The 26970-nt window shown below is 64.0% G+C and carries 1 protein-coding gene; it reads right to left on the bottom strand.

All coding sequences use genetic code 11. From position 1 onward, the window contains the following. Positions 1-27: 27 nt before the first annotated feature. Positions 28-26970, bottom strand: a complete 26943-nt coding sequence (locus DBAC_RS06715; RefSeq protein ID WP_015773531.1) for a DUF4347 domain-containing protein — start codon at positions 26968-26970, stop codon at positions 28-30.

The following is a 26970-nucleotide window of genomic DNA, read 5'->3' as shown; positions in this document are numbered from 1 at the left end:
TGCAGGCTCCGTATGAAAAAGGCCGGACTATGCGTCCGCAGCCTGACGTTTCTTTTCAACGATGAATCCCGATATAGTAACCAGCCGCGCAGGGGAAGATTCCGTCTTCTCCTCGCCTTGCAGCCTTTCCCCGTCCCAGCTCCAGCTCCGGCCCTTGGGCTTGGCGAAACCCTCCAGCTCCCCGGGGGTCAGTCGACGCTTTTCATCCCTGCCCCGGGTCGACAGCGCGCCCAGGCAGGTCAGACCCGCCACAGCGCCCTGGAGGCCCGTCGACTCCGCGACGTCCCGGGTCGCAGAGAGCGTTTCCTCCGGCTCTTGCGCCAGCACGGAAGGCTCGCCGCCCGACTGCCTCGGGCCAAAAACGGCGGGTCGCAGCCCGGCCTTAGCTTCCGCCGCCGCCCCTTGCTCCTGGGCCGGACCGTCGGCCGGGGCAGCATCCTGTCCGGGCTGCGCCTGGGCCGCCTGAGCCGACTGCCCGCCATGATGGCTCACGCGGCGGGAGTAACTCGATTCGGACCGCACCTGTTCGATCTCCAGCGCGTCGGGCGCGGGCTGCGAGGTGAGGGGCGCGCCCTGCCCGGTCGAGCGTCCCCTGGACCCGCCAAGCGTTTCCTCGATACTGTAGAGGTCGATCATGGTCTGGCTGATCAGATCGCCCAGGGCGATGACCTCCTCGACCTTCCCGCCGCTCAGGGTGACCTTGCCGTATTTGCCGATCATCACATCCTCGGACAGGTCACCGTAAAACAGGTCGGACCCCTCCCCGCCGAACATGAAATCGTTCCCGGCTCCGCCGTCGAGGGTGTCATCCCCGTCGGACGAGCTGTAACGCCCCAGTGTTCCGGCCTCGTAAAGTTCGCCGTTTCTGAAGGTCACCCGGCCTGCGTCACCGATGAGGACGTCGTTGCCCGCACCGCCCCGCAGCATGTCGTCGCCTCCAACGCCGATGAGGATATCATTGCCTGTACCCCCAATAAGAATGTCGTTTCCGTCACCGGCTGGTGCCGCGGACTCCAGGGAAACCAGGTTTTCCGGAGTCATAGAACCCCGGCTCGTCGCCACGCCGTCGTCGCCGAAGAAAACAACGCCGCTGTTCCAGGCCGAAGCGTCGAGGGTGTCGGAGCCGCTTTCACCGAAGACGATCAGCAGTCCGTCTTCGCCGGCAACGGCATCGACGGCCGTGACCGTGTCGTCGCCCGCTCCGACCCTGATCTCGAAGATCCTGCCGGGCCGGACCCCTTGGACCGTGATGCCGTCCGCTCCCGAACCAAAATAAGCGTTTACGCCGTCGTTGAAACTCCCGTCGAAGCCGATGATCCCGGAGCCGCCCGCGTCGCCGGTCATGCCGGTGATGTCGTGATCGGTGATGACCACGCCGGTGCGGCCGGTGGTGTTGCCCCGGTCGCTGACGTTCAGGATGTTGACTCCCGCGCCGCCGGCCAGCACCAGGTCACCCCGGATGCCGTCCAGGTTGCCCAGGTTCGTCGGCGCGTCGGAGGAGATATTGAAGGTGTCGTCGCCGTCCCCCGTGGTCAGGAATATGGTGGATCCGGCCGCCGTGCCCCGCACGTTGACGATGTTGTCGCCGCTGCCGAAGGAGATGCTTACGTTCTCGATCCGGACATACTGGATGGAACCGGGCATGCCGGTCATGGTCAGCGTGGTTCCGTCGAGGATGCAGCTGCTGTCGTTCGTGTTGCCGGAATCGTCGATGACGAGGGTGTCGCCGCTTGGATGATCGCCGCCGTCTATGTCGAGCAGGGCCGTGATACCGGCCATGGTTCCACCCGTGCTGCCCGACGCGTCGGCGTTGCTGCCGACGTGGATGGCGTCGTCGCCGCCGCCCGTGAGGATCGTGGTCGCGGAAAGTATTCCCGGCACGATCACGATATCGTTGTCCGAATCGCCGAAGACCTGTACGGAACCGGTTTGCGCCTGGATGGTGCCGTGCAGGTCGATGATGCTGCCTTCGGCATCGTTGTTGCCGTAATCCCCGTACAGGAACACGCTGCCCGCCGCTCTGACCGTTGCCCCTTCGACGATAATCAGGTCGTCGCCCGCGTACAGAGTGACATCCCCGGTCGTGGACCAGACCGTCACGCCGGCTTCGACGACAAGGTTATCGTCAATGTCGACGCCGTCTTCCGAGGCGGTCATGGTGATGGACGCGGCTTGGACCGTTTCGGAAACAGTGATCGGACTTGACGCCACCAGAATCACGGAACCGGTGGCCAAAATGCCTTCCGCACCGTCGCTGACGCCGCCGACGGTCAGATGTCCCGAGTTGTGAATGTATACGCTGCCGGACGTGGACCGTCCTTCCAGATGGCCGACCACGGTTTCCAGTTGATTGCCCGCGGTGCCGATATCTGCGGATGCATACAGCCTGGTTTTTCCGGACGTGACGTTGCTGCCTCCGACATTGCCGTTGTAGATGCCCCCCGAACTGTCGATGAAGGCCGTGCCCAGGGTGCTGCCGATGGCAAAAAGCGTCAGGTCGCCGGCGGTCTCGTGGATGTAGCTGTTGGCATGGCTCGACGAAGTCAGCACGCCCACGTTGGATCGTGCGCTGTCGATGTTGATGTCCTCGCCATTGGGAGCGCCCAGCGACCCGGCCAGGGCCGTCAAAGTGATACTATTTCCGGCGATATCGGCATTGATGTCGTTCTCGCGGCCGAGCATGGACACGGCCGCGACCAGATACACATCACCCGTGGCCGAACTGACCCGGCCGATGTTCATGTCGCCGGCCCTCTCGGTCAGGGAGATGTCCCCCGCAGCGTCCGCCGTCAGCGCGCCTTCAGGAGTCAGGTTGGTTTCCAGGGCATTGGCTGCGGTACCGATGCCGCTCTGGCTGACGAGGGTCAGATTCACGGCGGCAATGTTCTGGTTGTCCGTGTCGTAGGCGTCGACGATGGAGCCGCCTTCCGTGCGTAGCGTCACGTCCTGCTCGGCGTAGATCGTGTCGACGCGCATGTCGCCCGCCACGGACGTCAGGAAGATCGAGCCTTCGGCCCTGGCCGTCAGCACGCCTCCGGTCAGGGTGATGTCAACGTCCGCCTCGTCGCCTTCGGTGCCAAGAGCGCCCCGCCCGGCTTCAAGCAGCAGGTCCCCGGCCTCGACGTTGCCGACCGCATCGCCGACGCTACCGTCGGTGATGGAGCCGTCGACCTTGATCTGCACCAATCCACCAGCAACGATCCTGCCAAGGGCCAGGCTCTGTTCCGATCCGAGATACGCATCGCCCGTGACCGTGGCCGACAGCGTGCCCGATGCGGCCACGTCCAGATCCTCGTGCGAGAAGATGCGGACTTCCCTGGCCGTGATGTCAAGCACATCGCCGCTCGCGGCCGCGTCGTACGAGGCGGCCAGCTGGAACGTGAAGTCGTCGACGACGACCGCATGGTAGGTCGCGCCGTCGGTCAGACCTGCGATGCCGTACATCTGCCATCGTTCCGCAAGGTTTACCGTCTGGCCTGTGGTCAGTTCGTGCACCGTGCCGAAGGTGATGCTGTTCTCGTCGGGGTTGACGATGACCATGTCTCTGCGTTCGGCCGAAACCAGGATCAGTTTCTGCTCGTCGCTCAGATCGGTCAGACCGTTGCTGAGGTCGATGACGAGCTGGTCCGTCTGCGACCCGAGCCCCGCCGCTTCCAGGGTGATGTTCGCGCCGACGACGTTGGGGTCCTCCACGCGCACCGTCGTGTCGCTCGTTTCCTTGAGCCAGCCTCCGCCCAGGGCGTATTTCAGTTCCGAGTCCGTCCAGACAGAACCCTGGCGCATGGCCTCCGTGTCGGAAACGTTCTGGACCCCGCTGCCGCCCGCCGTCAGATCGAGGGCAACCGGCGCAGGGGCCAGGGCGTCGGCTTCGGACGCGGCCAGCTGGATCGTGGTCGCATCGACAACGATCACAAAGTAGACGGTGTTGTCTTCCAGGCCGGCAATGGCCGTGCCGCCGTCGGCCCTGTAGAGAACCGCCTGGCCCGTGCTGAAGAGGTGCGTGCCGATGACGATGGCGTCGGCGTCCGCTTCCACATCCGAAGCCGCATCGAACGAAGGCTCGTAGGCCACGGAGGTTGCGTAGCTCCAGCCGTCGATCCTGGTGTCGCCGAGGACGCCATAGCGGCTGTGCAGCTCGCGGTATTCGTCGGTTCGCTTGTTTTCCAAGGTGGTGAGGGTGTCGTCGACGAAGCCGGCCAGTTCCTCGCCGGTCTTGCCCTGGCTGGCGCCCAATTCCGTGAAGTAGTCCTCGTACAGGGTTCGTTCGCGGTCCGTGAAGGTGAAATTGAACTGCGGATCGTAAACGGACGGATCATCCTGCCGGTCCCGATATTCCCAGTAGGTGGCGTATTCACGGTCGCGCATGGCCAGATAGGCGTCGATGGATTCCTGGGCGGCGGCTTCAGCCGCAGTGCCGGTCAGGTTCATGTCGTCCCATAGGTCCAGCAGTTCGTCTGCCGTCCGAGAGTCCTCCTCGTCGGTCCGGTTGGCGTCGCGGATGGTGCCGTCCGCGATCAGGGCGACATCGCCGGTGCGGGATTCGAGCCGCACGAGGTTCAGGTTGCCGCTGACTTCCTGGATATGGATGTCGCCGTTGGCCACGCCGGTCAGGCTGGAACTCGATGACGTCGCCATGTCGAGACGGAGTGCCTGCGCCGCGCTGCCGATGGTCGTGCCCGCAGTCAGGAAGACCGACCCGCCGGATATCAGGGACCCGCCGCCCGCCGCCAGGATGGCCCCGTTGGCCGTCAGCGTGACGTCGCCCATGCCGCTGTCCGCCACTTCGGTGACGGTGAATTCATGCGAGCCGGACTCCGTGTCGCCGAGACTGAGCACGAGCGGGCTGTCGACCAGAATGCCGTCAAGGGATGCCGTGAGCTGGAAGGACGTGGGCGTGACCACCACGACGGAGTATATCTGTCCATCCACGAGGCCGCCGATGGCGTCCCCGTTGCCGCTGTTGTAGACTACGGAGTCCCCTGTGGTCAGGCCGTGCGCGTATCCGAGTTCGATGGTGAAGCCGTCAACGACGTCGGCCGCGGTGTTCAAAGAGCCGGTATCGACGACGGTGAAGCGATGACCGGAGGTCGCGGCGCTGACCGTTGTCGTGTCGAGGGCGATGAACGCGCCCGTCATCAGGTCTTCGAGTGATGCCGCAAGGCGGATGGTCGTCTCGTTGACCACGTCGACGTAATAGTCGGCGCCATCAGTCAAGCCGGTGATGAAATCCCCGTCGCCGCCTGCATGGTATGTGACCAGATCACCCGAGTTCAGCTCGTGTGCCGTCCCGAGATTCAGTGTCGTCAGGCTGAAGACGATCACTGCGGGATCAACGGACAGGGCCCGTGCAGATACGAAGCGGTGCTCGCTGCCGTCGAAGTCGTCGACGTCGAGGTCCACGAGATTGCCGCCGGCATCGCGGAGCATGATCGTGGTCGCGTCGACCTTCTCGACGGTGTAGGACGCCCCCTCGACCAGCCCGATCCCGGTGCTGCCGAGCTGATGGTAGACAACGGCAGCGCCGTCGCTGAAACCATGTTCCACGCCGAGATCCAGCTTGTCGAGGGACACCAGGTGATAGACCTTGTCCAGGCTGTCCGTATGCGTTCTTGCGGCAATGGCCGAGAACATGTCCGCACCGACCGGGTTGCCGGACCCGTCCAGCAGCGTCACCACCTGTCCGCTGATAGTGCCGACAGTATATTCATGCCCGTCCACAAGACCATCGATGGCGTTGCCGGACCCGCTTTCAAAACGGACCGTCTCGCCCGCGATCAGCGTGGTGCCCGCATCGATCGTCAGGGCAAAGGCCGAACTCAGGTAATAGGAGGTGCCGTCGCCGGACTGGAACGCGTCGATGTTCAGCGCGACCATGTGGTTGCCGCTGTCGTAGAGCACGTAGCCGCCATCGCCCTGCACCTGCACCGTGTACGTCGCACCGGCGACGAGGCCGCCGAAAAACGTGGCGCCGGGGCTGTCTTCCACGCCCGTTGCGCTCTGCGAATGGAAGACCACCTTCTGGCCGCTGATGAACTCGCCGTCACCGGCGATGGCCGTTGCGGATGTCAGCGCGTGCGTATCCGTGACCGTCTGGCTGAAAGCAAGCGTCAGCGCCGACCCGCCGGACGAGGAACGGAGCGAAATCGTGCCGTCGCCGTTCCTGATGACATGGTAGGTGCCGCCGTCGGTCAGGCCGCCGATGGCCGCCGCGGAACCGGGATCATAGCTGACGGACTGACCGTTGGCCAATCCGTGTCCGATCGTGCAGACGACATAGGTGTCCTGCACTGTGGGATCAAAGGCGACGGAATCCGGGGTGCCGCCGTTGTCGTATTCGAGAAGATGGCCGCTCTGGCTCGCGGAAGCCCAGTTCAGGGCTATGGCCGGGCCACCCGAAGCCGCCGAGAGCGTGATCGTGTGGTCGTCGACGACATGGACATGATATGTCGCTTCGTCCGTCAGACCGCCTACCGCGCCGCCGACCGCAGTGTTGTAGGTCACTTCGAGTCCCTCGGTCAGGCCATGGATGGCGCCGAAAACCAGGTATGTGCTCTGCGCCGAAGGATCGAACGCCGAAGTGCCCAGGCTGTGGCTGGTCCCGGTGGCTGAGGAAAAATCCAGCCTGACGGTGCTGCCGTCGGCACGCTGCAGACTCAGCGTTCTGGAGGAGACGACGCTTGCCGTGCATGTCCCGACATCAGCCAGTGCCACGATGTCCGTCCAGTCATTGCCGTCATAGGTCACGGTGGCCCCGTTGAGGCTGTTGGTTCCCCCCGTTTTGGTCAGGAACAGATAGGTTTCCTGCGCTCCGGCATCGAAGGAATACGTCTTGAGATTTTCACCGGATCCGCTCTGGAAGCTGCGTGTGCCGCTCAGGCCGCTGAAATCGAGTGACACGGGGGTACTCGTCCCGTTCACGGCAAGGCTGACGGTCCGGTTGTCCAATTTCTCGACCTCGTACACGGCGTTGTGTACCAGCCCCCCGCCTGTCGCGCCGGCATAGGTGATGGTGGCGCCATCAGACAGGCCGTGGGCGGCATTGAAGACGAGATAGTACTTCTGGTGCGAGGTGACGAATCCGTATTCCGTGCCGTCCGCAGTGGACAGCACGTGCTGTTCGTCCCCGGTGTTGCCGCTGAAATCGAGGGAAACGGCGCTGCTGCTGCCGGCGTAGCGGAGCTGGAGGGTGTAGTTGCCGATCTGCGAAACCGTGAATGACGTACCGTCGCCGAGACCGCCCACTGCGTTGTCGAAGCCGCTGTCATAGACCACGGTCTGCCCGTCGCTGAACGTATCCCCCGTGCCGCTGATCGATGTCCCGTTGGTCTGGCTATCGATGGAGACGGTTGCGGCATTGTCCCCCGTCTCCAGCGAAACCAAGCCGGAATAGCCGAACGTGCTGTCGTTGGCGGAAAGCCGATAGATGGTGTGGCTGAACGAAGTGGTTGTGCCGGTCACCGAGATCGACAGGGTGGAGCCGCCGGCCGATGTCGCGAGTTGCACGGACGTGTCCGTGACCGCCTGGACATAATAGGCGGTTCCGGACGTTATGCCCTGAACGGTCACGCCCGCCTCGCTGTCGAGCAGGCAGGTCACCCCGTCGCCGACCGCGAACCCGTGGCCGTTTCCGAGATGGATCCATCCCTCCCCCGCTTCCGGGGAATTCGGGAACGAGAATTCGCGCTCGAGGGGAACGGCCTCGTCGAGCGTGGCTTCAAGAGCGGTGCTGTAGTCGAACCAGTACGAGGCGGCCGGAGTCTCCGGGACGCCGATGGCCACGACATTGCCGGAGCCGTCCAGGAGGCGGAAGGAAGAGGCGTCGAGCACCTTCACCGTGTAGCTCGTTCCGACAGCCAGGCCGGCGATGGAATCGCCGTCCGCGCTGTCCCTGTAGATCACGGTCTGCCCATCGTTCAGCCCGTGGGCCGAAGGCAGCGTGAAGGCCGACTTGTAGCTGTCGATGGCTGTCACCGGGTCAAAGGTGAAGGTCTCGGCCGCCACGACGGGATTCTGCTCCAGCGTGAAGCGATTGATGGCGATGACGGAGCCGTCGGCCGCCGTGAAGGAATGCCCGAAGCCGCTGGCTACCGCGGCGTCGAGGTCGATCAGGTCCGGAAGGTAGGAAATGACGTTGTCGCGGTCGTCGGCCAGGCGGATGCGGTATGCGTCGACAACGGACACGTAGTACACGGCGCCGTCCTCCAAGCCCGGGATGACGCCTCCGCTGGCACAGCGGTAGGTCACGGCCTGGCCGTCGCGCAGCCCGTGCGCGGCGGCGAAGGTGATGGTGTTCGCATTGACCGACGCCGCCCCCGACAGGTCGGCCGTGACCGTGGAGGTTCGCCCCGCGACCTTGGTCAGGGAGTGGGCCGCTTCGGCTGACGTGCCTTCGAGATGGAAGACCAGACCGCCGATGGCGCCGACCCCTCCGGTCTGCAGGGACGCCTCCGCTCCCGTCAGGTCCGTAGAGGTATCGGCCAGCATGACCGTGGTCGTGTTCACGACCAGCACCTGGTAGGTCTGACCGGACACCAGGCCGGTCAGCGCGCTGCCGTCGCTGGAATAGACCACCTGGTCCCCGGTGTGTAGGCCGTGGGCCTGTGTGAACTCAATGGTCCAGACGGAGTCGGTCACATCCGAATTCGAGAACCCGAGGACGTCGGACGGCTCGGCAAACGGATCGAAATGCGGCACCGAGATGGTGTTCACTGTCATGTCCCCGAGCACTTCCTCGATGAAAACATCTCCGCTGTCCGTGGCCGCGGAAAGGGTTCCGCCCTCCAGGCTGACCAGAATCGACTCCTCGTCGCCGATGCCGGTGCCGGCGTACAGACGGATGTCCGTGGAGTTGATGATTGCGTTATCCGCGCCCTCGGCGCGCTCGATCGAACCGCCGGAGGTGATGGTGGTCACACCGTTGTCGTTGAGAATCGACCCCTTGAGCGTCACGTCCTCGGTGGACGAGATGGAAACCGAGGCCGTGTCGTGCCCGCTGAATTCGACGGTGATGGGATTGTCTGCGGAAATGGTGTTGGTGCGGACGACCTTGACGTCTTTGTTGAACACCAGTTCGCTGTAGGATTCGTAGATCGGCACATAGAGCCAGATGGGAATATGCACGGAGCCGATGAACGGAATCCTGATGTTGAAGCCGAAATCCTGCCATTCCCAGTAGGTCAGATCCTGCTGGAAGGGATTAGTGTCCTTGAGATCGTGACTGATTGCGTCCTCGATCTCGTCCAATTCCGAGTTGTCGACCAGACTCCAGGAACTGAGTTCCTTCTGGTAGACCGAGTAGCTGTAGATCAGGTCCGAGGGGGCTGCTGCCGTGTAGTAGGAGCCCTCGAGCAGGGGAATGATGTCGATGTCGAAAGAGAAATGGTTCCAGTTGACCGAATCCGCGATCAGGCTGTCGACTTTCCACAGCCACAGGTTCAGGGACTTGTCGTGGTCGTAGCGGACATCGATCATGGTCTTGGACTGGCCGGTAACCCAGGTGTACAGATAGCCGTCAGTCGGTTGATAGGATGTATTGTCGCCTGATGCGGAGGCGGCTTCCGTCACCGTCGTCCCGTCGGCGGCTGTCCTTTCGATCGTTGTGTTGATGACGCTGTTGCCGGAATCATCGAGGGTCCGGGTATAGGTGGTCGTGGTTGTGGTGAAGCTCGTGCCGGCGACGACCTTGTCGGTCGTGTCGATGATCCTGATCACCCCGTCGATTTCCTCGCCGGCATTCAGATTGTTGATCACAAGATCGAAGCCGCTGTTGTTTTCGATGGAGATCCGGCCGTACCCGTCCAGGGCGCGCAAGGTTCCAGAACCCGTGTTGACGATGCCGCCGTAGAGCTGGATGTACCCGCCCTGGATCGTCATATCCAGAATTTCGATCGCGTTCGCCTGGGCGTTGTAATAGATCACGTTGCCGACGCCGGACGCATTGGCCCCGAGATCCAGACGATAATACGGGCTGGCCTCGACGCCGGAGGAGACCTTCGTCTGGTAGTCGAGCCGGTAACCGGCGATGTCGGCAAGAAGCTGATCGCCCGCCGTGGTTCCAGCAGCCGGGATGACGATGGTCTTGTCCGCGAATCCGCTCTGCACAAGCCCGTTGATGTTCAGATACGAGGCGCTGATGAAGACCTTGTTGCCGGCAACGACCGAACCGCTCTCGCCGATGTCCAGGCCGGTAACCGCAGCCAGCACCGCGTTCGCATTCCCTGCCGAGACGCCGCTGGAACTGCCGATGACCGCAGTTCCATTGGCGTCTGTTATGACAATGCTGTCCCCGGGGTCCGATTCGACCTGCGCCGCATCGGCCACTCCTCCCCATGTGCTTTCCGGCGTCGAACCGACGTCCTGAGTCACCGGGAGGCTCGCCTGCACGAAATCTTTTCCGGCGTACAAGGTGACCGTGTCCCCGAGAATGGAAACGCTGTTCTCCAGGTCGTCGATATTGCTCCATAAGTACAGACTGCCCTCTGTGGAGACGGAAACGCTGCCGTTGTAGTTGCTGACATCGCCGGTGACCTCGATGCTCGTGTCCCGGGTGCTTTCGATAAAAATGCTCGGGTCGTTCGAGGTGCCGTTCTCAATGGTTGTGTATTCGGCCAAGGAGGTCAGCTCCCCGGCCGTAAGCTTGCGATAGTTCAACCGCACATACCCGCCGGTATATGCAGAAATAACGATGTCGCTGGTCCGCAGGTAATAATCGCTATCGTTAACAACGGTCATGAAACTGTCGCTTCTGGCGACAAGACGCCCCGTGACGTCGCCGGTAAACGTGTTGGCCTTGATGACGATGTCGCCGGAGGAGATGCTCACGGGCTCGACGTTGACGTATCCGACCTCTTCCCCGCCCTGGATCAGGTCCGCTTTCAGCGTGTTCAGAATGGCAAGCTGCATCTCGAATTTGGCGATCTCGTCGGTGCCGGCATATGAACTGATGAGGGCGTTGATGGCGTCGATGCGCTCGTTGAGGACATCGATCAGCGAACTGCCGCTGTCGATGGAATAGTCGATGCCGGCGGACACGGCGATCTTGATGCCGTACTGCGCGGAATAGTCGTGAATCGTCAGGCCATCCAAATCGTACCCGGCCGGCCAAGATGCATCCTTGTCGATGATCAGCAGGGTCTGCTTGTTGTTGATGCCTGTTTCCACGATGCCGCCGACGGCCACGTCGGCGCTGCCGCTCTGGACGCCGCCGTTGCCGCCCTCGATGGCCAGGGACGTGTCGCCTCCGAAGATTTCGCCCAGAGCCTCCAGTGCCTCGCGGTACAGGTCGGTTCCGGACCCGATGCCGTCCACGTGGATGGAGCCCATCTCGGCCAGCAGATAGGTATTCTTGCCGCTGCCGCTGTACGCCCCGTCCTCCACGGTCAGCGTGCTGTGCTGAACCAGTTCGCCGTCGGCCTGGGGGTCGGTCTCAATGGGCAGCACCGTCCGGTTCCAGAGATCGGTTCGGGCAAGGATGTCGTACCGGCTGACGGTGCCGTCGCGTTCCTGGCCGGCCATGAGCGCGATGACGCCGTCGGCCGTCAGTACCGCGCCGGAACCGATGACGACACTGTTGTCGGCGTTGACGTAGGCCTTCGAGTCGCCCTGGGCGGCACCGGCCACGCCGTAGGTCTTGACCGCCGCATTGGCCTGCATCGTAACATTCGTCAGCGTCGAAATTTCCAGATCGCCGACGCTGTCCAGGTCGGCGTCGCCCACGGTGATGCGGTTCACATTGACGGTGTTGACGATGGACGAGCTGGCCTTGGCCACGGCAATGGCACCCCCGGCATCGAGCTTAACTTTGTCCAGAACCGTCAGGTCGGTCACAGCCGAAAGGCGCAGCACATTCGTGTCCGTGCCGTCCGTGGTCAGGGTCGCCCCATCGCCGATCCCGATGGTGGAGGAATTGGCGATGGTCGTCGAACTGGAGGCAGCCGACGCGTTGAGCACGCCGCCCGCCCCGGCGGTCACGTTGTAACCGTTCACGCCGCCGACATTCTTGCTTATGATGTTGCGGGCGTTCAGCTCCATGGATCCGGCGCTCACGGACGAATCGCCGAGACCAAGGGTCACATCCGCGTCCACGGTGTTGACGACGTACGCTCCGCTGGCTCCGACAACGGCCGCCGTGAGGCTGTTGGTCTTGCCGTCGAACACGGCCGTGTGTTTTGCGAGCATGGAGAGGTGGTCGTCCACGTCCATTACGGTGTTGTCGCCCACGGTGACCGTGGTGACGCTCGTGTTGGAGGTGGTCGAGCGCGAGGCCGCGCCTGCCACGACGCCGCCGCTGCCTGCGGTGGATGTCGCGAAATTGTCGTCGAGGCCGTCGGCGGTGATGCCCAGACTGGAGGCGGTCATGGTGACGTGATCGCCGACCTCGATCGTGACGCTGGTATCCGAAGAGCTGGTCGCCCGGGAGAAGCCCACGGCGATGATACCGCCGGCGGCGCTGTCGGCATCGGCGTACTGCCGGGTGTTGCTGGTGGCGCTCAGGACGGCTCCGGCGTCGACGTCGATCTCCGAGCCGTCCGCAACGGAAGTCGAGACGCTGCCGTTGTTGGTGGTCTTGCTGAAGGTGGCGTCGATGCCCACCAGCGCGCCGGAAGATCCCGAGGCCTGGGCGGTTGCGGCGTAGGTATCGAGGTTCCCTCTGGCGGCGCTCAAGGAAAAACTGTCCGCCGCAAGGCTGCCGGAAAAAGAAGCGCTGACATCGGTGTCCAGCAGGGTCAGGGCGTTGGACGCGCCTACCGCGGCAAGTCCGGCATTCACGCCGATGACTCTGGCCTTGGCGGACTCGTTGGACGTCGCCCCGATGCTCACGGCACCGCTGGCGACGATGTCGGCGTCATCGACATGGCCCGAAACCGACGTATTTATCGTCGCACCGGCCTGGTTGTAGGAACCGGCCCCGATACCGGCGGAAAGCCCGTAGGCCGTCGCCGCCGCCCTGGAGTCGGCCTGCGCGGAAACGTCGATGGAACCGACAACAAGGCCGACAGCCTTGCCGATGGCCGTGTGGGGCCCGATGTAGGCCTCGGTTGACCCGCCGACCGTGGAGTTGGCCAGAGTTGCGCCGACGGCCACCGCTCCTGCGGTGACGCCCATGCTTGTGGCCCTGATGTCGGCCGTCGAATGAGCGTCGACATGGAGCGAGGTCGCCTTGACGATTCTCGCCTTTTCCGTGGCCGAGGTTCCCTCGATAGAGGCCTTGACCGTGTCGGCGACAGTGTTGACCACCACCGCCCCGCCCACGGCGGCGTACCCCCCGGCCAGACTGAAGGCCAGGGCGTCGATGGCGGACGTATCGGAGGCATCCACCGTGACATCGCCGGATGCGGAAACCGTGGACGCTCCACGGATTCCGGCCTGGATCGTCGAGGTCAGCGAGTTGTGCACGACCGAGGCGTTGGCCGCGATACCGAGCGAAGCGCCGAAACCGGCAGCCAGGCTGGCGATGGCCGCATCGGATACGGCCGAAACCGTCACCGAACCGCCGGTCGAGGTTGCCGTGGAATCGACGATCTCCGCCGTGACGGTTCCGTGGATGGCGTTGTCAGCCACGGCCGCGCCTAGCGCCGCCACGCCGCCGACCGAGATGCTGCCGGCGAAGGACACGATATTGGCGTTGGGGTTGACCTCATTTCCATTGAGGGCCGAGGTCAAAGCAGAGACCATGCCCGCCGGAGCGGCGATGGCCGAGTTGAAATCGAGCACCACGGCGGGAGCCGTCTCGGAAGCCGAAAGCGAGATATTGCCCCCCGCGGTGACGGTCGAATCCTTCACCCTGGCCGTGACGGTGTTGCCGAGATCGTTCAGGGTCAGGGAGGCGTTGGCTGCCCCGAGCCCTGCGCCGGCCACGCCGATGGCGTAGGAGCGGATGATGTCCGAGGACTCCGCTTCAAGGGAGACCGCGCCGGTGGCCGTCACTCCGGAACCCGATATGGTAGCGTTCACCTCGTTGGCGATGAGGTTCTTGGACACGGCCGCTCCGCCGGCTGCAAAGCCTGCGGCCGACAGCCCCATGGCCACGGAGTCGATGGTCGAGGCGTCCGTGGCCGACAGGGACAGGGAGCCGGCGGTCACGGTGGAGGCTCCGGCATCGTCGTCGACGATGGAGGCGCTGATCGTGTTTTCGATCTCGTTGATGGTCAGGGACAGTTGCGCCGCCGCCAAGCCGGAACCGGCCACGCCGCCGACGAAGCTCAGGATGTCGGCTTCCGAGGTCGCGAGAAGGCTGGCCGCGCCGGTGCTGGTCAGGCTCGAACCCGACACTTCGGCGGTGATGGAATTGGTGATGAGGTTGTAGCCCACCGTGCCGTTTATGGCCACGCCGCCGGAACCTGCCAGGCCGAGGCCGATGGAGGTGATGGACGAGGAGTCCGTGGCGGACAGGGAGGCCGTGGTCTCGGCGGTGACATTCGAATCGTTGCTGATGGACGCGTCCACCGTGTTTTCGATGACGTTGCCGAAACCGGTGATGTTCAGCGCCACGCTGCCGGCGACGCCGACGCCGGCGGTCAGGGCGATGATGCCGGACGAACTGGATGCGTCCAGGGCCACGCTGCCCGCGCTGGAGGTTACGCCTGCATCATTGATTTCCGCCTGCACGGTGTTGGTGATGACGTTGCCGGTCAGCGCGCCGCTCGCGGCCACGCCGCCACCTGCCACGCTGACGTTGACGGCCAGAATGTTGGCGTCCAGATCGATCGGGGAATCGGCAAGGCTCGCATTGAGGTCCGCCTGATATTGAGCCGGAACGATCCAGGCAGGAATGATACTCGGTGCCAGATCTTGGGCGGAAACACGGATATCGCCGTCGGTCGTGACTGTGGAACCCGTTATTGCCGACCGGACATCGCTGGTGACCATGTTGCCGAGAACGCCGACATTGACGGCCACGCCGCCTGCTCCCACGTTGAGCGCAAGAGCGCGGATGATCGCCGAGGATTCGGAAAGGACGCCCAGCGATGCATCGCCGGTAATGGTCGACCCGCTGATCAGGGCCTCGGTGGTATTGACGATCACATTGGCGGAGAGCGCCACGCCGACCCCGACGCCGCCCGCCGCGACGCCGAAGGAGAGGGCGTCGATGGTGGAGTTGTTCTGCGCCTGGATCGTCGTTGCCCCACCGGCATGAAGCACCGAGCCCGATACCGCCTCGGCCGTGGTGAAACCGGTGATGATGTTGGCGGAGAAGGCGACATGCACGCCTACCCCACCTGCGGCAACCCCGCCCGTGAGGGCCATGATTTTCGCATCGGAGAGTGCCGTGATATCCAGTGTGGTGCCGCTCGTCACTTCGGATGCATCCACCGTGGCATCAACCGTGCCGACGATCAGGTTGCCCGCCGCCATGACTCCGACGCCGACAGCGCCACCCGCGACCCCGATCCCCAGAGCGCGGATGCTCGCCGTGTTTTCGGCGGTGATCGCCACCGCTGTGCCGGCATCAATGACGGAACCATCTTCAACCGTGGATCCGACGGTGCTGGTGATCACATTGCCATAGCCGACCACGTCCACGGCCACGGCACCGCCCGCCACGCCCACGTTGAGCGATGTGATGCCCGAACTGGAAGCGGAATCCAGCGCCACCTTGCCGGTGGTCGATGTGACGGTGGAGTTGTCGATCCTCGCCTCGGTGGTGTTGACAACAAGGTTGCCGACCAGGGCCACGTTGACACCCACGGCACCGGCGCCGACATTGATGGTGGCCGAGAGGATGTTGGCATCCAGATCGATGGGGGTGTCGTCAAGAATCGACTCAAGATCCTCCTGGTACTGGTCCGGAATAATCCAGTCGGGAATGCTGCTTGGCGCCTGATCCAGGGCGGAAATGACGATATCCCCGTCTGCCGTGACGGTGGAATCTTTCACGGTCGCCAGAACGTTACTGGTCAGCGCATTGCCGAGCACATTGACGTTGACGCCCACGGCGCCCGCGCCCACGTTGATGGCCAGGGAACGGATGATTGCCGAAGACTCAGCCAAAACGTGCAGCGACGCGGCATCGGTCAGAGTCGAGCCGCTGATCAGGGCCTCGGTGGTAGTGACGATGACATTGGCGGAGAGCGCAACGCCAACCCCGACCGCACCGGCACCGACCCCGAAAGCCAGGGCATCGATGACGGAACTGTTGACCGCCTCGATGGTGGTGGCACCGCCGGACTCAAGTACCGATCCGGCAATCACTCCAGCCTTGGTGGTTCCGGTGACGATATTGGCGGAGAAAGTGGCATTGACCCCGACCGCACCGGCACCAACAGCACAGGTCAGGGCTATAATATTCGCCTCGGAGAGAGCCGTGATGTCCAGGGTTGTGCCGCTCGTCACCTCGGATGCATCCACCGTGGCATCAACCGTGCCGACGATCAGGTTTCCCGCCGCCATGACCCCGACAGCGACTGCGCCACCCGCGACCCCGATCCCCAGAGCGCGGATGCTCGCCGTGTTTTCGGCGGTGATCGCCACCGCACCGCCGGCATCGATAACTGAACCATTTTCAACCGTCGATCCGACGATACTGGTGACAACATTGCCGTAGCCTACAACATTGACGGCCACGGCGCCGCCGCCCACGCCCACGTTGAACGAGGTGATGCCCGATTCGGAGGAGGAACCCAACGCCACCTTGCCGGTGGTCGATGTGACGGTGGAGTTGTCGATCCTCGCCTCGGTGGTGTTGATGACGAGGTTGCCGACCAGGGCTACGTTGACACCGACGGCGCCGGCGCCGACGTTGATGGTGGCCGACAGGATATTGGCATCCAAGTCGATGGGGGTGTCGTCAAGAATCGACTCGAGATCCTCCTGGTACTGATCCGGAATGATCCAGTCGGGAATGCTGCTTGGCGCCTGATCCAGGGCGGAAATGACGATATCCCCGTTTGCAGTGATGGTGGAATCCTCAACGGTCGCCAGAACGTTGCTGGTCAGCGCATTGCCGAGCACGCCAACGTTGACGCCAACGGCGCCCGCGCCCACGTTGACGGCCAAGGAACGGATGATCGCCGAGGACTCGGCCAGAACGTCCAGCGATCCGGCGTTGGTCACGGTCGAGCCGCTGATCAGGGCCTCGGTGGTATTGACGATGACATTGGCGGAGAGCGCCACGCCGACGCCGACAGAGCCCGCCGCCACCCCGAAGCCCAGGGCGTCGATGCTGGAACTGTTGACCGCCTCGATCGTCATCGCGCCCCCGGCTTCGAGTGTCGAATCCGACACCACGGCACTAGTGGTTCCGGTGATGACATTGCCGGTGAGCGACATCATCACACTAACGCTGGACGCCGCAACGCCGCCGGCCAGGGACAGGATACTCGAATCGCTGGTTGCCGCGACACCCAGGGCCCCGCCACTGGTCACCGTGGATCCGGAAATCTCCGCCACAACCGTATTGGTAATCACGTTCGCGGCGATCAGGGCGCCGACGGCCACAGCGCCCGATCCGGCCACGCTGACGCCCAGCGAACGGATCATGGACTGATCCGTGGCGCTCAGATCCACCAGGCCGCCGGCAGTTACCGTGGAGTTGCCGCTGATGGTGGAGGTGACGGAATTGGTGATGACGTTGCCAAAGCCCGTGGCGTTCACGGCCACGGCGCCCGATCCGGCCACGCCAACGGTCATGGATATGATGCCGGAACTGGCGTCGCTGTCGAGGACGATGTCGCCGGCGGTGGACGTGACCACGGAGCCCGTGATCCCGGTCTCGACGCAGCCCGTGATGTCGTTGCCGGTCAGGACGGCGTTGATCGCCACGGATCCCGACGCGGCCACGCCGACGTTCAGGGCCAGGATGTTGGCGTCCAGGGAGATGGGCGAACCGCTCAGGGCGGCGTCCACATCGTCTTCGTTTTTCTCGCTGCCCAGGTTCCAGGGAGTCAGCACGCTCGGGGCCAGATCCCGGGCGGTCAGGACGATGTCTCCGGCGGCGCTCACCGTGGACCCGGAAATGGTGGCGGCAACGCTGTTGATGATGGCGTTGCCCAGGGCCGTGACCTGCACGGCCGCCGAACCGGACCCGGCAATGCCCAGGGCCAGCGCGCGGATGATCTCGGTGGACTGCGCAGTCAGGGTCAGCGCTGAGCCCGTATCAAGGCTCGATCCGCCGACAGCGGCCACCGTGGAATTGGTGATCACGTTGGCGGCCATGCCCACGCCCACGGCCGTGCTGCCGCTGCCGGCAACCCCGAAGGCAATGGCGTCGACGATGGAGGTGTCCGTGGCCGAAAGCGTGACGGCGCCGACGGCATCCACATCCGAGGCGCTCGTTCCCGCCAGGATTGCGGCCCGGGTGGTGTTCGTGACTACGTTGCCGGCCATGGTCACTTGCACGGCAGTGGAGCCGGAAGCGGCCACTCCGCCGGCAAAGCTGAAGATGGTGGATGCGGACGTGGCCGTGAGGGCCAGGGTGCTGCCACTCGTGACCGTAGCCCCGGAGATCAGCGCATCCACGGTGCTCGTGATCACGTTGGCGCCGATGATGGCGGAGACCGCCGTACTGCCGGAAGCCGCCACGCTCAGGCCGACCGAGGTGATGTGGGACTGGTCATCGGCGGACAGCGTCACCAGACCACCGCTTTGGACGGTGGATGCCGAGGTTATGCTCGACTCGACGCCCCCGGTGATCACGTTGCCGAAGCCGGTGGCCTGCACCGCCACTTGGCCCGATGCGCCCACGCCCACGGACAGGGCCAGGATGGCCGAATCGGTCAAGGTGGTCAGGATGACGTCGGCAGACGGATTGAGAATATCCCCACTCGCGGTGTGTCTTCCCGCCGTTACCGTAGATGCGGATATTTCCGAGGAAATGTCGTTGGCGATCACATTGCCCGTCAGAAGCCCACTCACGGCGACCTTACCGGAACCGGCCACGCTCACGTTCACGGCCAGGATGTTGGCGTCCAGCTGCACCGGGGATCCGTCCAGGGCGGTTGATAGGTCGGCGGCCGCCTCCGCAGGCACGATCCAGTCCGGAATGCTGAACGGTGCCAGCTCCCTGGCCGTCAAAGTGACGTCTCCCCCGGCCGCCACCGTGGAGCCGGTGATACGGGCACCGATGGCGTTCGTCACGACATTGCCCAGCGCCGCGATGGAAAGAGCTCCGGTGCCCGCTCCGGAAACGCCGAGGGCCAGGGCCCGGATGCTGGAGGAGGATTGGGCCAGCAGGACAACATCCGCCGCCTCATTGGCTATGGAGCCGTCGGCGTTCATGCCGGCCTTCACCGTCGACGCGGCGATCTCCGCCGTGACGCGGTTGATGACCGCATTGGCGGCCACTCCGGCCGCGCCGGCGTAGCTGCCGCCGCCGGAACCGCCGATGGCCAAGGTATCCACCGACCGGTCATTGAGGGCCTGTACGGTCACATCCCCCCCCGCCGTCACCGTAGCGTTGCCCGAGATTCCGGCATAGACCGTGGTGGTCTCGATATTCACGGCAATGCCGGCGCCGGCGGCGAATTCGGACGAAGCCGCCCCGCCGATGGCCAGGTTCACGACAGAGGAATGAGCGCCGGATTCCAGACCGACCGCGCCGCCAGCCGTCACCGTGGCCCCGCTTATTTCGGTTTCCACCGTGTCGCTGCGCACCACCGTCACGTTGGTCAGGCCGATACCGGCCTTGCCGCCCACCGCGAACACTCCGGCGCCGCCGACCTGCAGTGTGTCAGAGGCGGCATGAAGGGACACGTCGCCGCCGACTGAAACCGTCGATCCGCTGCCGATGGAAGAACGGGTCACATCGGTGGTGGTCACCACGGCGGCCGAACCGGCCACGCCTGCCGTGTCGCTGCCGATCCCCAGACCGGCGGCAAAGGAAAAGATCTTCCCGTTCGTATCCGCCTGCAAGCCGACATCATCCACGGCATTCACGGTGCTGTCGTTGCCGATATAGGCCTTGGTGCGCCGTCCGATGACCTCCACGTCCGCCGCAATGCCGACGCCCACGGCTTTGGAAACGCCCAGGGATCCGGCCACGCCCACCTTGAACAGGGAATCCTCGGCACGGAGCCTGACGGCCTGACTGGCCGCCGCCCCCGTGGTGGAAGCGTTGATGGAGGCTCCGTCGCCGATATAGGCCAAGGTGTCGATGTCGATTGTATCGGTGCTTGCGGAAAAGGCCCCGCCCACTGTCTTGCTGCTGATACCGCCGCCGCCGGCGATGCGGAAAATCGTGTCCGAAGTGCCGGCATCAATCACGATGCCGTTGGCGGACAGGCCGCTGCCGCCGGAAACCCCATCGCCGTGCCCCTGGGCCGAAACCGTCGCGTCATCGCCGATATAGGCCGAGGTGGTCTGATCGATGACCCCGACCGCCCCGGACGCCCCGAACCCGGCCGTGTTGCCGTACGCCACGGCCCCGGCCACCGACACCACAAAGAGCGAGTCGTCCGCGTCCAGAAGCAGGCTTCCGGGTGTGGTCACCACGGCGTCGGCGCCGATAGAGGCCTCTACGACATTGGTCACCACCTGAATCGAGGCGGAACCGGTCATGCCGATCTTGCCTTTGGTCACAGCCCCGCAGGCCGCCACGGAGATGATATCCGTATCCTGGGAAGCGGTGATGCTGATATCCCCGGCGGCATCCACCACGGCGTTATCGCCGATAAAGGCCTTGACGGTCTGCACCAGCGCCACCGCATCGGCCGCCGCCCCAAACCCACCGATGCCGTTGGCGCCGCCGGAATAGGAAACGGCCCCGGCCACGGACACGTCCAGCAGCTTGCCCGAAGCGTCGATGGTCACATCCCCCCCGGCATCCAGGGAAGTGTTGGCCCACAGACCGGCCTGCACGTCGCTGTCGACCAGGACGAGGTCCGCGGATCCGGCCACGGACAGTTTCCCCTTCTTGGAACCGCCCCCGCCGGCGCTGACGGAAACCACCAGATCATCGCTGGATGCGACGGTGGAGACATTATGCGCCGAAATTACCGCATCCTGCGCATAGGCCTTCACGTCCCGGTCCAGATCCTGGTAGGCGAAAGACCCGGCCAGGGCCGCGCCCCCATCGGCCTTGCTCATGTCGATGCCCAGGGCCGTCGAAACGGAAACCAGCAGAGCCTGGTTGTCGGCCGTGATGATCAAATCTCCCGCCGCATCAAGGTGAACGCCGTCACTGACGTAGGCCCGGGTGACATCGCTCACGGTGTTGACGCTCGCCCCGCCGGAAACGGCGATGCCGGCCACTTGCTTAACGTTGGTCGGCTCTTCGCTGAACAGGTTCGGGAGGCTCTCGCCGTCCAGGGGATCATCCGGGGAACTGCCCGTCTCCTCCTTTTTGGTGCCGCCCTTGGACTGGGAAGCGGCCACCGTGACCGTGACCAGCAGTTCATCCGAGCGGGCATCAAGCCTAACCGCCCCGCCGGACGTGATGGAACCCAGTACCGAAACGCCGGCAGCAGCCGTCGCTTCGGCGACAACGGCCGCGTCGAGCGTCAAGGTCGTGCCGCCCGCAGAAATGGACACAATGCGATACAGACCGTTGTTGCCGGCGGTTCCTGAAATCTGGATCAACTGTCCGACGCGGAACCCATCGGTCGTCCAGCTTCCGCCGGACCGAATGACGGCGTTACCGGCAAAAGTCAGGGTGGGCGTGCCTGAAACCGCAGGCTCGGCGCTGTGGGACGTGTCGCCGACAAAGGCCTCGGTGATGTTGCTGACCTGATTGAGCACCACCGCGGCACCCGCCGATGCCGTGCCGCCCTTCTGGATCGCACCGACGATATTGATGTTCTGGTAGGACGTGGACGCCTCAATATCGACATTACCCGTTGCGGCGAGGGTGGCCGTGTCTTCCACATGGGCCACGGCTTCATGGGTGGCGTTGTTCCAGGCAAAGGCCCCGGACACCCCGAACTTTTCGGCGCTACCGCCGGCCTGGGCGATGTTGAGCATCCAGTTGCTTACGTCAGCCGCGATAGTGATGCCGCCTGCGGTGGCCGTAACCACCGCGCCGTCGTCCACCAGGGCTGTGGCCCGATTGGCAAAGGTCTGACCGTTGTACGTGCCGCCGGCCCCGCTGCCGGAGCTTTCGTTTCCGGCGGCCCCGCCGGCCTTCAGCAGCGCGATGACATCCTGGATCTTGCCCAGCTTCATCCCTGCGATGCTGATGGTGTCCATGCTGGCGGCGGCTTCCACCACGACGTTATCTCCGGACACCACCGCGCCGGCGCCGATGAAGGCGCTGGCCACATTGTCCACGGACTGTACGTTGACGATGCCCGAGGCGGAAAACTTGCCGATGGCGTCGGGGTCTTTCACCTGACCGGTTTTCTTGTCCTTCTCGGTCTTGGACGCGGAACTGGCCTGCACAAAGGTGGTGGCGATGCTGGTGGGCACCACCTTCAGGTAACCGATCAGCAGCTGCACCGGCTCAAGGAGTTCGGCCAGGGTTTCCGAGCTGTAGGTGGACAGCTGGGTCAGGGTGTCCTGGGAGGCGGCAAAGTCGATGGTCCCGGTGCTCGAATCGATGCTGGGCAGGTTGAAATCGATGCTGGGCGCGGTGATGTTCTGGTCCAGATCCGCAAACCAGGTCATGAGCGTGATGAAATCGCTGACGACCTTGAACTGGCTCGGCACCACGGCGTCGGCCGTCACGATCACATCGCCGCCGGAAATCACCGTCGCGTCCGCTCCGATTTGGGCATTGGCGGTATTGGTGTAATCGGTCACCGCCACGGCTCCGGCGATGCTGACGGCTGCGTTGAGCTTGGCCGCCGCCGTGGAGATCACCTTGAAATTGTCTTCGGCCCGGGCGGTCACCACGATGTCGCCGGCGGCAGTGACGACGGCCCCGTCCGCGATATAGGCTTCGGCGTTGTTGCTGCTCACCGCGACCGCCACGCTGGCCGCCATGGAGAACTGGCTGAACCCGGCCTTTGGATCCTTGGTGCCGGACAGTTTGTTCGTGACTGCGCCCATCATGCGTCCGGCAAGGGGAGGCTTGGCCTTGACGGCCGAGGCGGCGCTGACCCGATCGACAACGTTGACGGACTCTGCCGCCACCGACACCCCTCCAACGGTAGCGGTCACCGTGCCGCCGATATGGGCGCTCGTATCGGAGCTGTAGGTGGCCACGGCAACCCCGATGGCCTCACCCATGTTCTTCTGCGGCGTGATGACGACGCTTTTGGCGGCCGTGCTGAAACTGTTGGTGGTTTCCGCGCGCACGGCCACGGAGTCCGCCTCGATCACCGCACCGCTGTTCACGGCGACCGTATTGTTCGAATCGGCCACGCCCACCGCGATGAACAGCCCGGGGCCGCTGGGAATATGCAGCACTTTCTGGGCGATGATCTTCTGGATGCCCTTCATGGCGGCCGAGGTCACACTGAGGGTGTTGTCCACCGTGGTGGTCAGGCTGAAATTCCCGCCCGCTGTAATGACGGACCCGCTTTCCACAACGGCCGACGCCGTTGCCGTGGACGATCCCACCGACACCCCGAAAATCAGGCTGGGAGTCTTCAGGGTGGTGTTGGCGACGGATTCGGCCTCAACCACCACATTCCCCGCCGCGTTGATCGTCGCGCCGAGAGTGATGGTGCTCGTAGCCTCGGCCAGAAGCACCTGGGCCACATAGCTGATCGTGTTGAACAGGCCGACCCCGTCGACCTGACTCAGAAGCTGAGCGGAGACATCCCCGGCCGTCAGCTGTCCGCCGCTGCTGTTGAGGGCGGAAGCGATCCGGGCCACCGAGGCGCTGTCCGTGATTTCCCCATTCAGGGTGTAAACACCGTCCAGCGTCAGGGTTCTGCCGTCGGCGGAAACGGCTGCGATCAGATAGGTGCCGTCGTTGTTGTCCGTGCCGGACACGGCGATGTACTGGCCGGCGGCAAAGCCGTCGGAGGTCCAACTGCCGGTGGCGCGGGTGATGGTGTCGGCGGTATCGGTCATGACGCTGACATCCTCGCACTGAGCCGTCTCGTTCGTCAGTTCCTGACCGGAAACCAGGCGCAGGGTCTTTCCGCCGTCGATGATGTCGGCAATGACGTAGTCCCCGTCGTTTCCGGCGGATCCGGTGACGGTGATTTCCTGGCCCACGGCAAAGCCGTCGGTCACCCAGCTGCCCGTATCCCGGGAAATGGTGTCCTGAGTGATACTGTTGTCGGTGAAGGTCAGGCTTCCAACCCCGGCCAGCACCCCTTTGTTCACGAAATAGAGCGCCGGAGTACCCGTCATCCCCTGGCTCTGGTCCACGATGGCGATGGGGACATCGGCGGCCGAAACGGGGTCGGCCGTAACCGTGAACCCGTTGCCGGTTTCCGCCAGCAGCACGAAGGTGTCCGTCAGAGTCAGGGTGCGGCCGTCGGCGGAAACCGACTGAATCTGAAAGGTGCCGTTATTGATCCCGCTGCGGGGGGAAAGGACGGTGATGTTTTGGGTGACGCCGTCCTCGGGCGCTTCGTCCGTAAGCACCGCGCCCGATTCCAGGATCAGATTGAGGTCGTCGAGGTAGGCGATGCGGTAGACTCCGTCATTGGACGCGGAACCGCCGACGGAAACGGTCATGCCGGCGGAAAAACCATCCTCCACCCAGCTGCCCGTATCCCGTGAGACCATGGCCCCCTGATCCGCCGTGGCGGCGAAGGTCAGGGACGGAGCGCCAACCATGGCCGTGACGGCCGTGATGACGGCGGCCTGGGAATCCATCGCGGCCAGGCTGTCCATATCCATGAGGGTCAGCACGGACCCCTCGACCGCCGCGATCTGGTAAACGCCCGCATTGGCGCCGGCGACCGAGATGTACTGCCCCGCCTGAAACCCGCCATCTTCCCAGTACAGGCCGTCGGCGCGCTCGATGGTGTCCGCCGCCGCGCCATTGTCCCTGAAATGGAAATCGCCCGACAGCGTGATCGTCGCGGTGGATCCGGAAATCTCGATGCTCTGTCCGGCCTGGAATCCTTCCCTGAGCCAGCTTCCCGAATCCCGGATGATGGTGGAGACGCCCCCGCTGGTGGCCAGCGTCAGCTGATCCGCGGCCGTCATGCCAATGAGGGAGGCCACGCTTGTTGACGCTTCGGTCTGGATTTCCCGGGACAGTACGTAGCTGCTCTGCAGGGTGATGACGGCGCCGGAGATGGAGGCGATGCGGTAGATCCCGTCATTGTCGGCGGAACCGGTCACGCTGATGTACTGGCCGGCCACAAAGCCGTCCGCGGCCCAGGTGCCGACGGCGCGGACGATGGTGTCGGCGGCGTTGTCGATGTTGTTGAAGGCAAGCTGAAGCTCGCCGGTCAGGGCCACGGCGGAGGCCACGGAAGCCGAAGCCGTGGTTTCGTTGACCAGGGCGTATTCCGCTCCCAGGGTCAGAGTGTCGGCCGTCAGAGAATCAACCCGGTAGATCCCGTTGTTGGAGGCCGTGCCGCTGATCCGGATCAACTGACCGGCGCTGAACCCGTCGGAAATCCAGCTTCCGCCGTCGCCGCGGGTGATAGCATCTGCCGCAGCCCCTCCGCTGTCGGTGAAGGCAAGGGAGGTGTTGGCGGGCAGCAGCCCGCTTACCAGCCTGTCGACAAAACTGCTCAAGGCGTTTTCGTCCACCACCAGCTCGAATTTCTTGATGGTGGTGGCATCGGCATGGATCAGTACGTTGTCGGCGTTCAGCGTGGCGGCGCCAATATCGATGGAGGCCTCGGCTTTCTGATAATTGAATACCGGCGTGGCCGTCAGCCAGGTCACTTGCACCCCGGCGCTGGCGATGAGCCGGATATCCTGGTCTGTCGTCAGCACGGCCCCGTCGGCGATGGTGATGGTCGGCGCGGTGACGAAGATGCCGGTGTCGCAGGTCACGACGGCGCCTGCTTCAATCGCCACCGTCCCCTGGGACGCCAGCAGGGTCAGGCTGCCGTCCATGTCCAGGCTTCCCACGGAAAGTACATCCTCAGAGTGGTCGCCGGGGGTGATGATCACCGATTCCACGCTGGTCATGCTGCCAAACAGAAAATTATAGGTCGTGCCGTTGAAGGCGATGCCGGTGGAGGAAAGCGAAACGGTGTCCTCGCCGGTCCCGCCCACGATCATCAGGGTGTCGGAACCGCCCGCTCCGTTCAGAATATAGTTGTCGGTGGTGTTCAGGGAGAGGCTCGCGCCCCCGCCGGTCAGGGTGAGCCCTGCGAGGTCGAGAGTGAATGTATCGGCGCTGTCGGTGCCGGTGACATAGCGGTCCTGCAGCAGCCGGGCGTAATCGTTGTGATTGGCGAACAGCGTGGCGCTTTCGATGGCGCCGGTGGCGTATTCCAGATCCCAGTCGCCACCAAGGCCGGCGCTGCCCGTGGCATCGATGGAGGCCGCGACATCGGCCCCGGTCATGGAGGCGAGTTCCTGAACAAATTCCACGCCGTCCTGTCCGGCGGCGATGCCGCAGCCGTACAGCAGGATGTCGCCGTTATCGCTCAAGGCAGTGTTCCAGGAACGCAGCTCGTCGGAATGTTGCGACAGGTTGGCCCCGGACAGAATCGTCGTCCCGAGCCTCAGATTCCCGTCATCCCCGTGCGCGACAAGGTGCAGCGCATCGATTCCTTCCCGATCCTGCAACAGAGACGAGATCTGCTCGAACCCGTCCCGGGACGCGTCCAGCACGTGGACCTCGTACTGGGCAAGATTTTCAGAAGAAGAGCGCAGGCTGTCGAGGAGGGAGTGGTAATCGCCCACGGACGGATCGACGAGAACCATTTCCGTGGAGCTACGCAGCCCGGGGCTCTCCTGTCCGGGACTTTCCAGCCATGGGCTGTCCGTGGGCGTGGTGTCGTCGGAAGCGACGACGGCAGGGTCTTGGGTCTGGACCAGAGGCTGCTCGATGGCCACCGTGGCGTCTTGTCCATGAGGACCGGGATCGGGATTTTCCATGCCCAGATCCGCCGAAAGCAGGATGCGCGGTTCCAGGGTTTCAAACCTCATCTTTCGCCTTGGTTCGACCGGCGAAACGGAACCACGCCTCATGGCGGCGAATCTTTCGCGCAGATGCTTCAGCAT

The sequence above is a fragment of the Desulfomicrobium baculatum DSM 4028 genome (assembly GCF_000023225.1).
GTDB lineage: Bacteria > Desulfobacterota > Desulfovibrionia > Desulfovibrionales > Desulfomicrobiaceae > Desulfomicrobium > Desulfomicrobium baculatum.
The sequence above is the reverse complement of the archived record's forward strand: the minus strand, read 5'-3'. Positions and strand labels throughout refer to the sequence as shown.

Bases quoted from the DNA above. Each gene is read 5' to 3' on its own strand.
- DBAC_RS06715 (WP_015773531.1), bottom strand. From the start codon at position 26,970: ATGCTGAAGCATCTGCGCGAAAGATTCGCCGCCATGAGGCGTGGTTCC.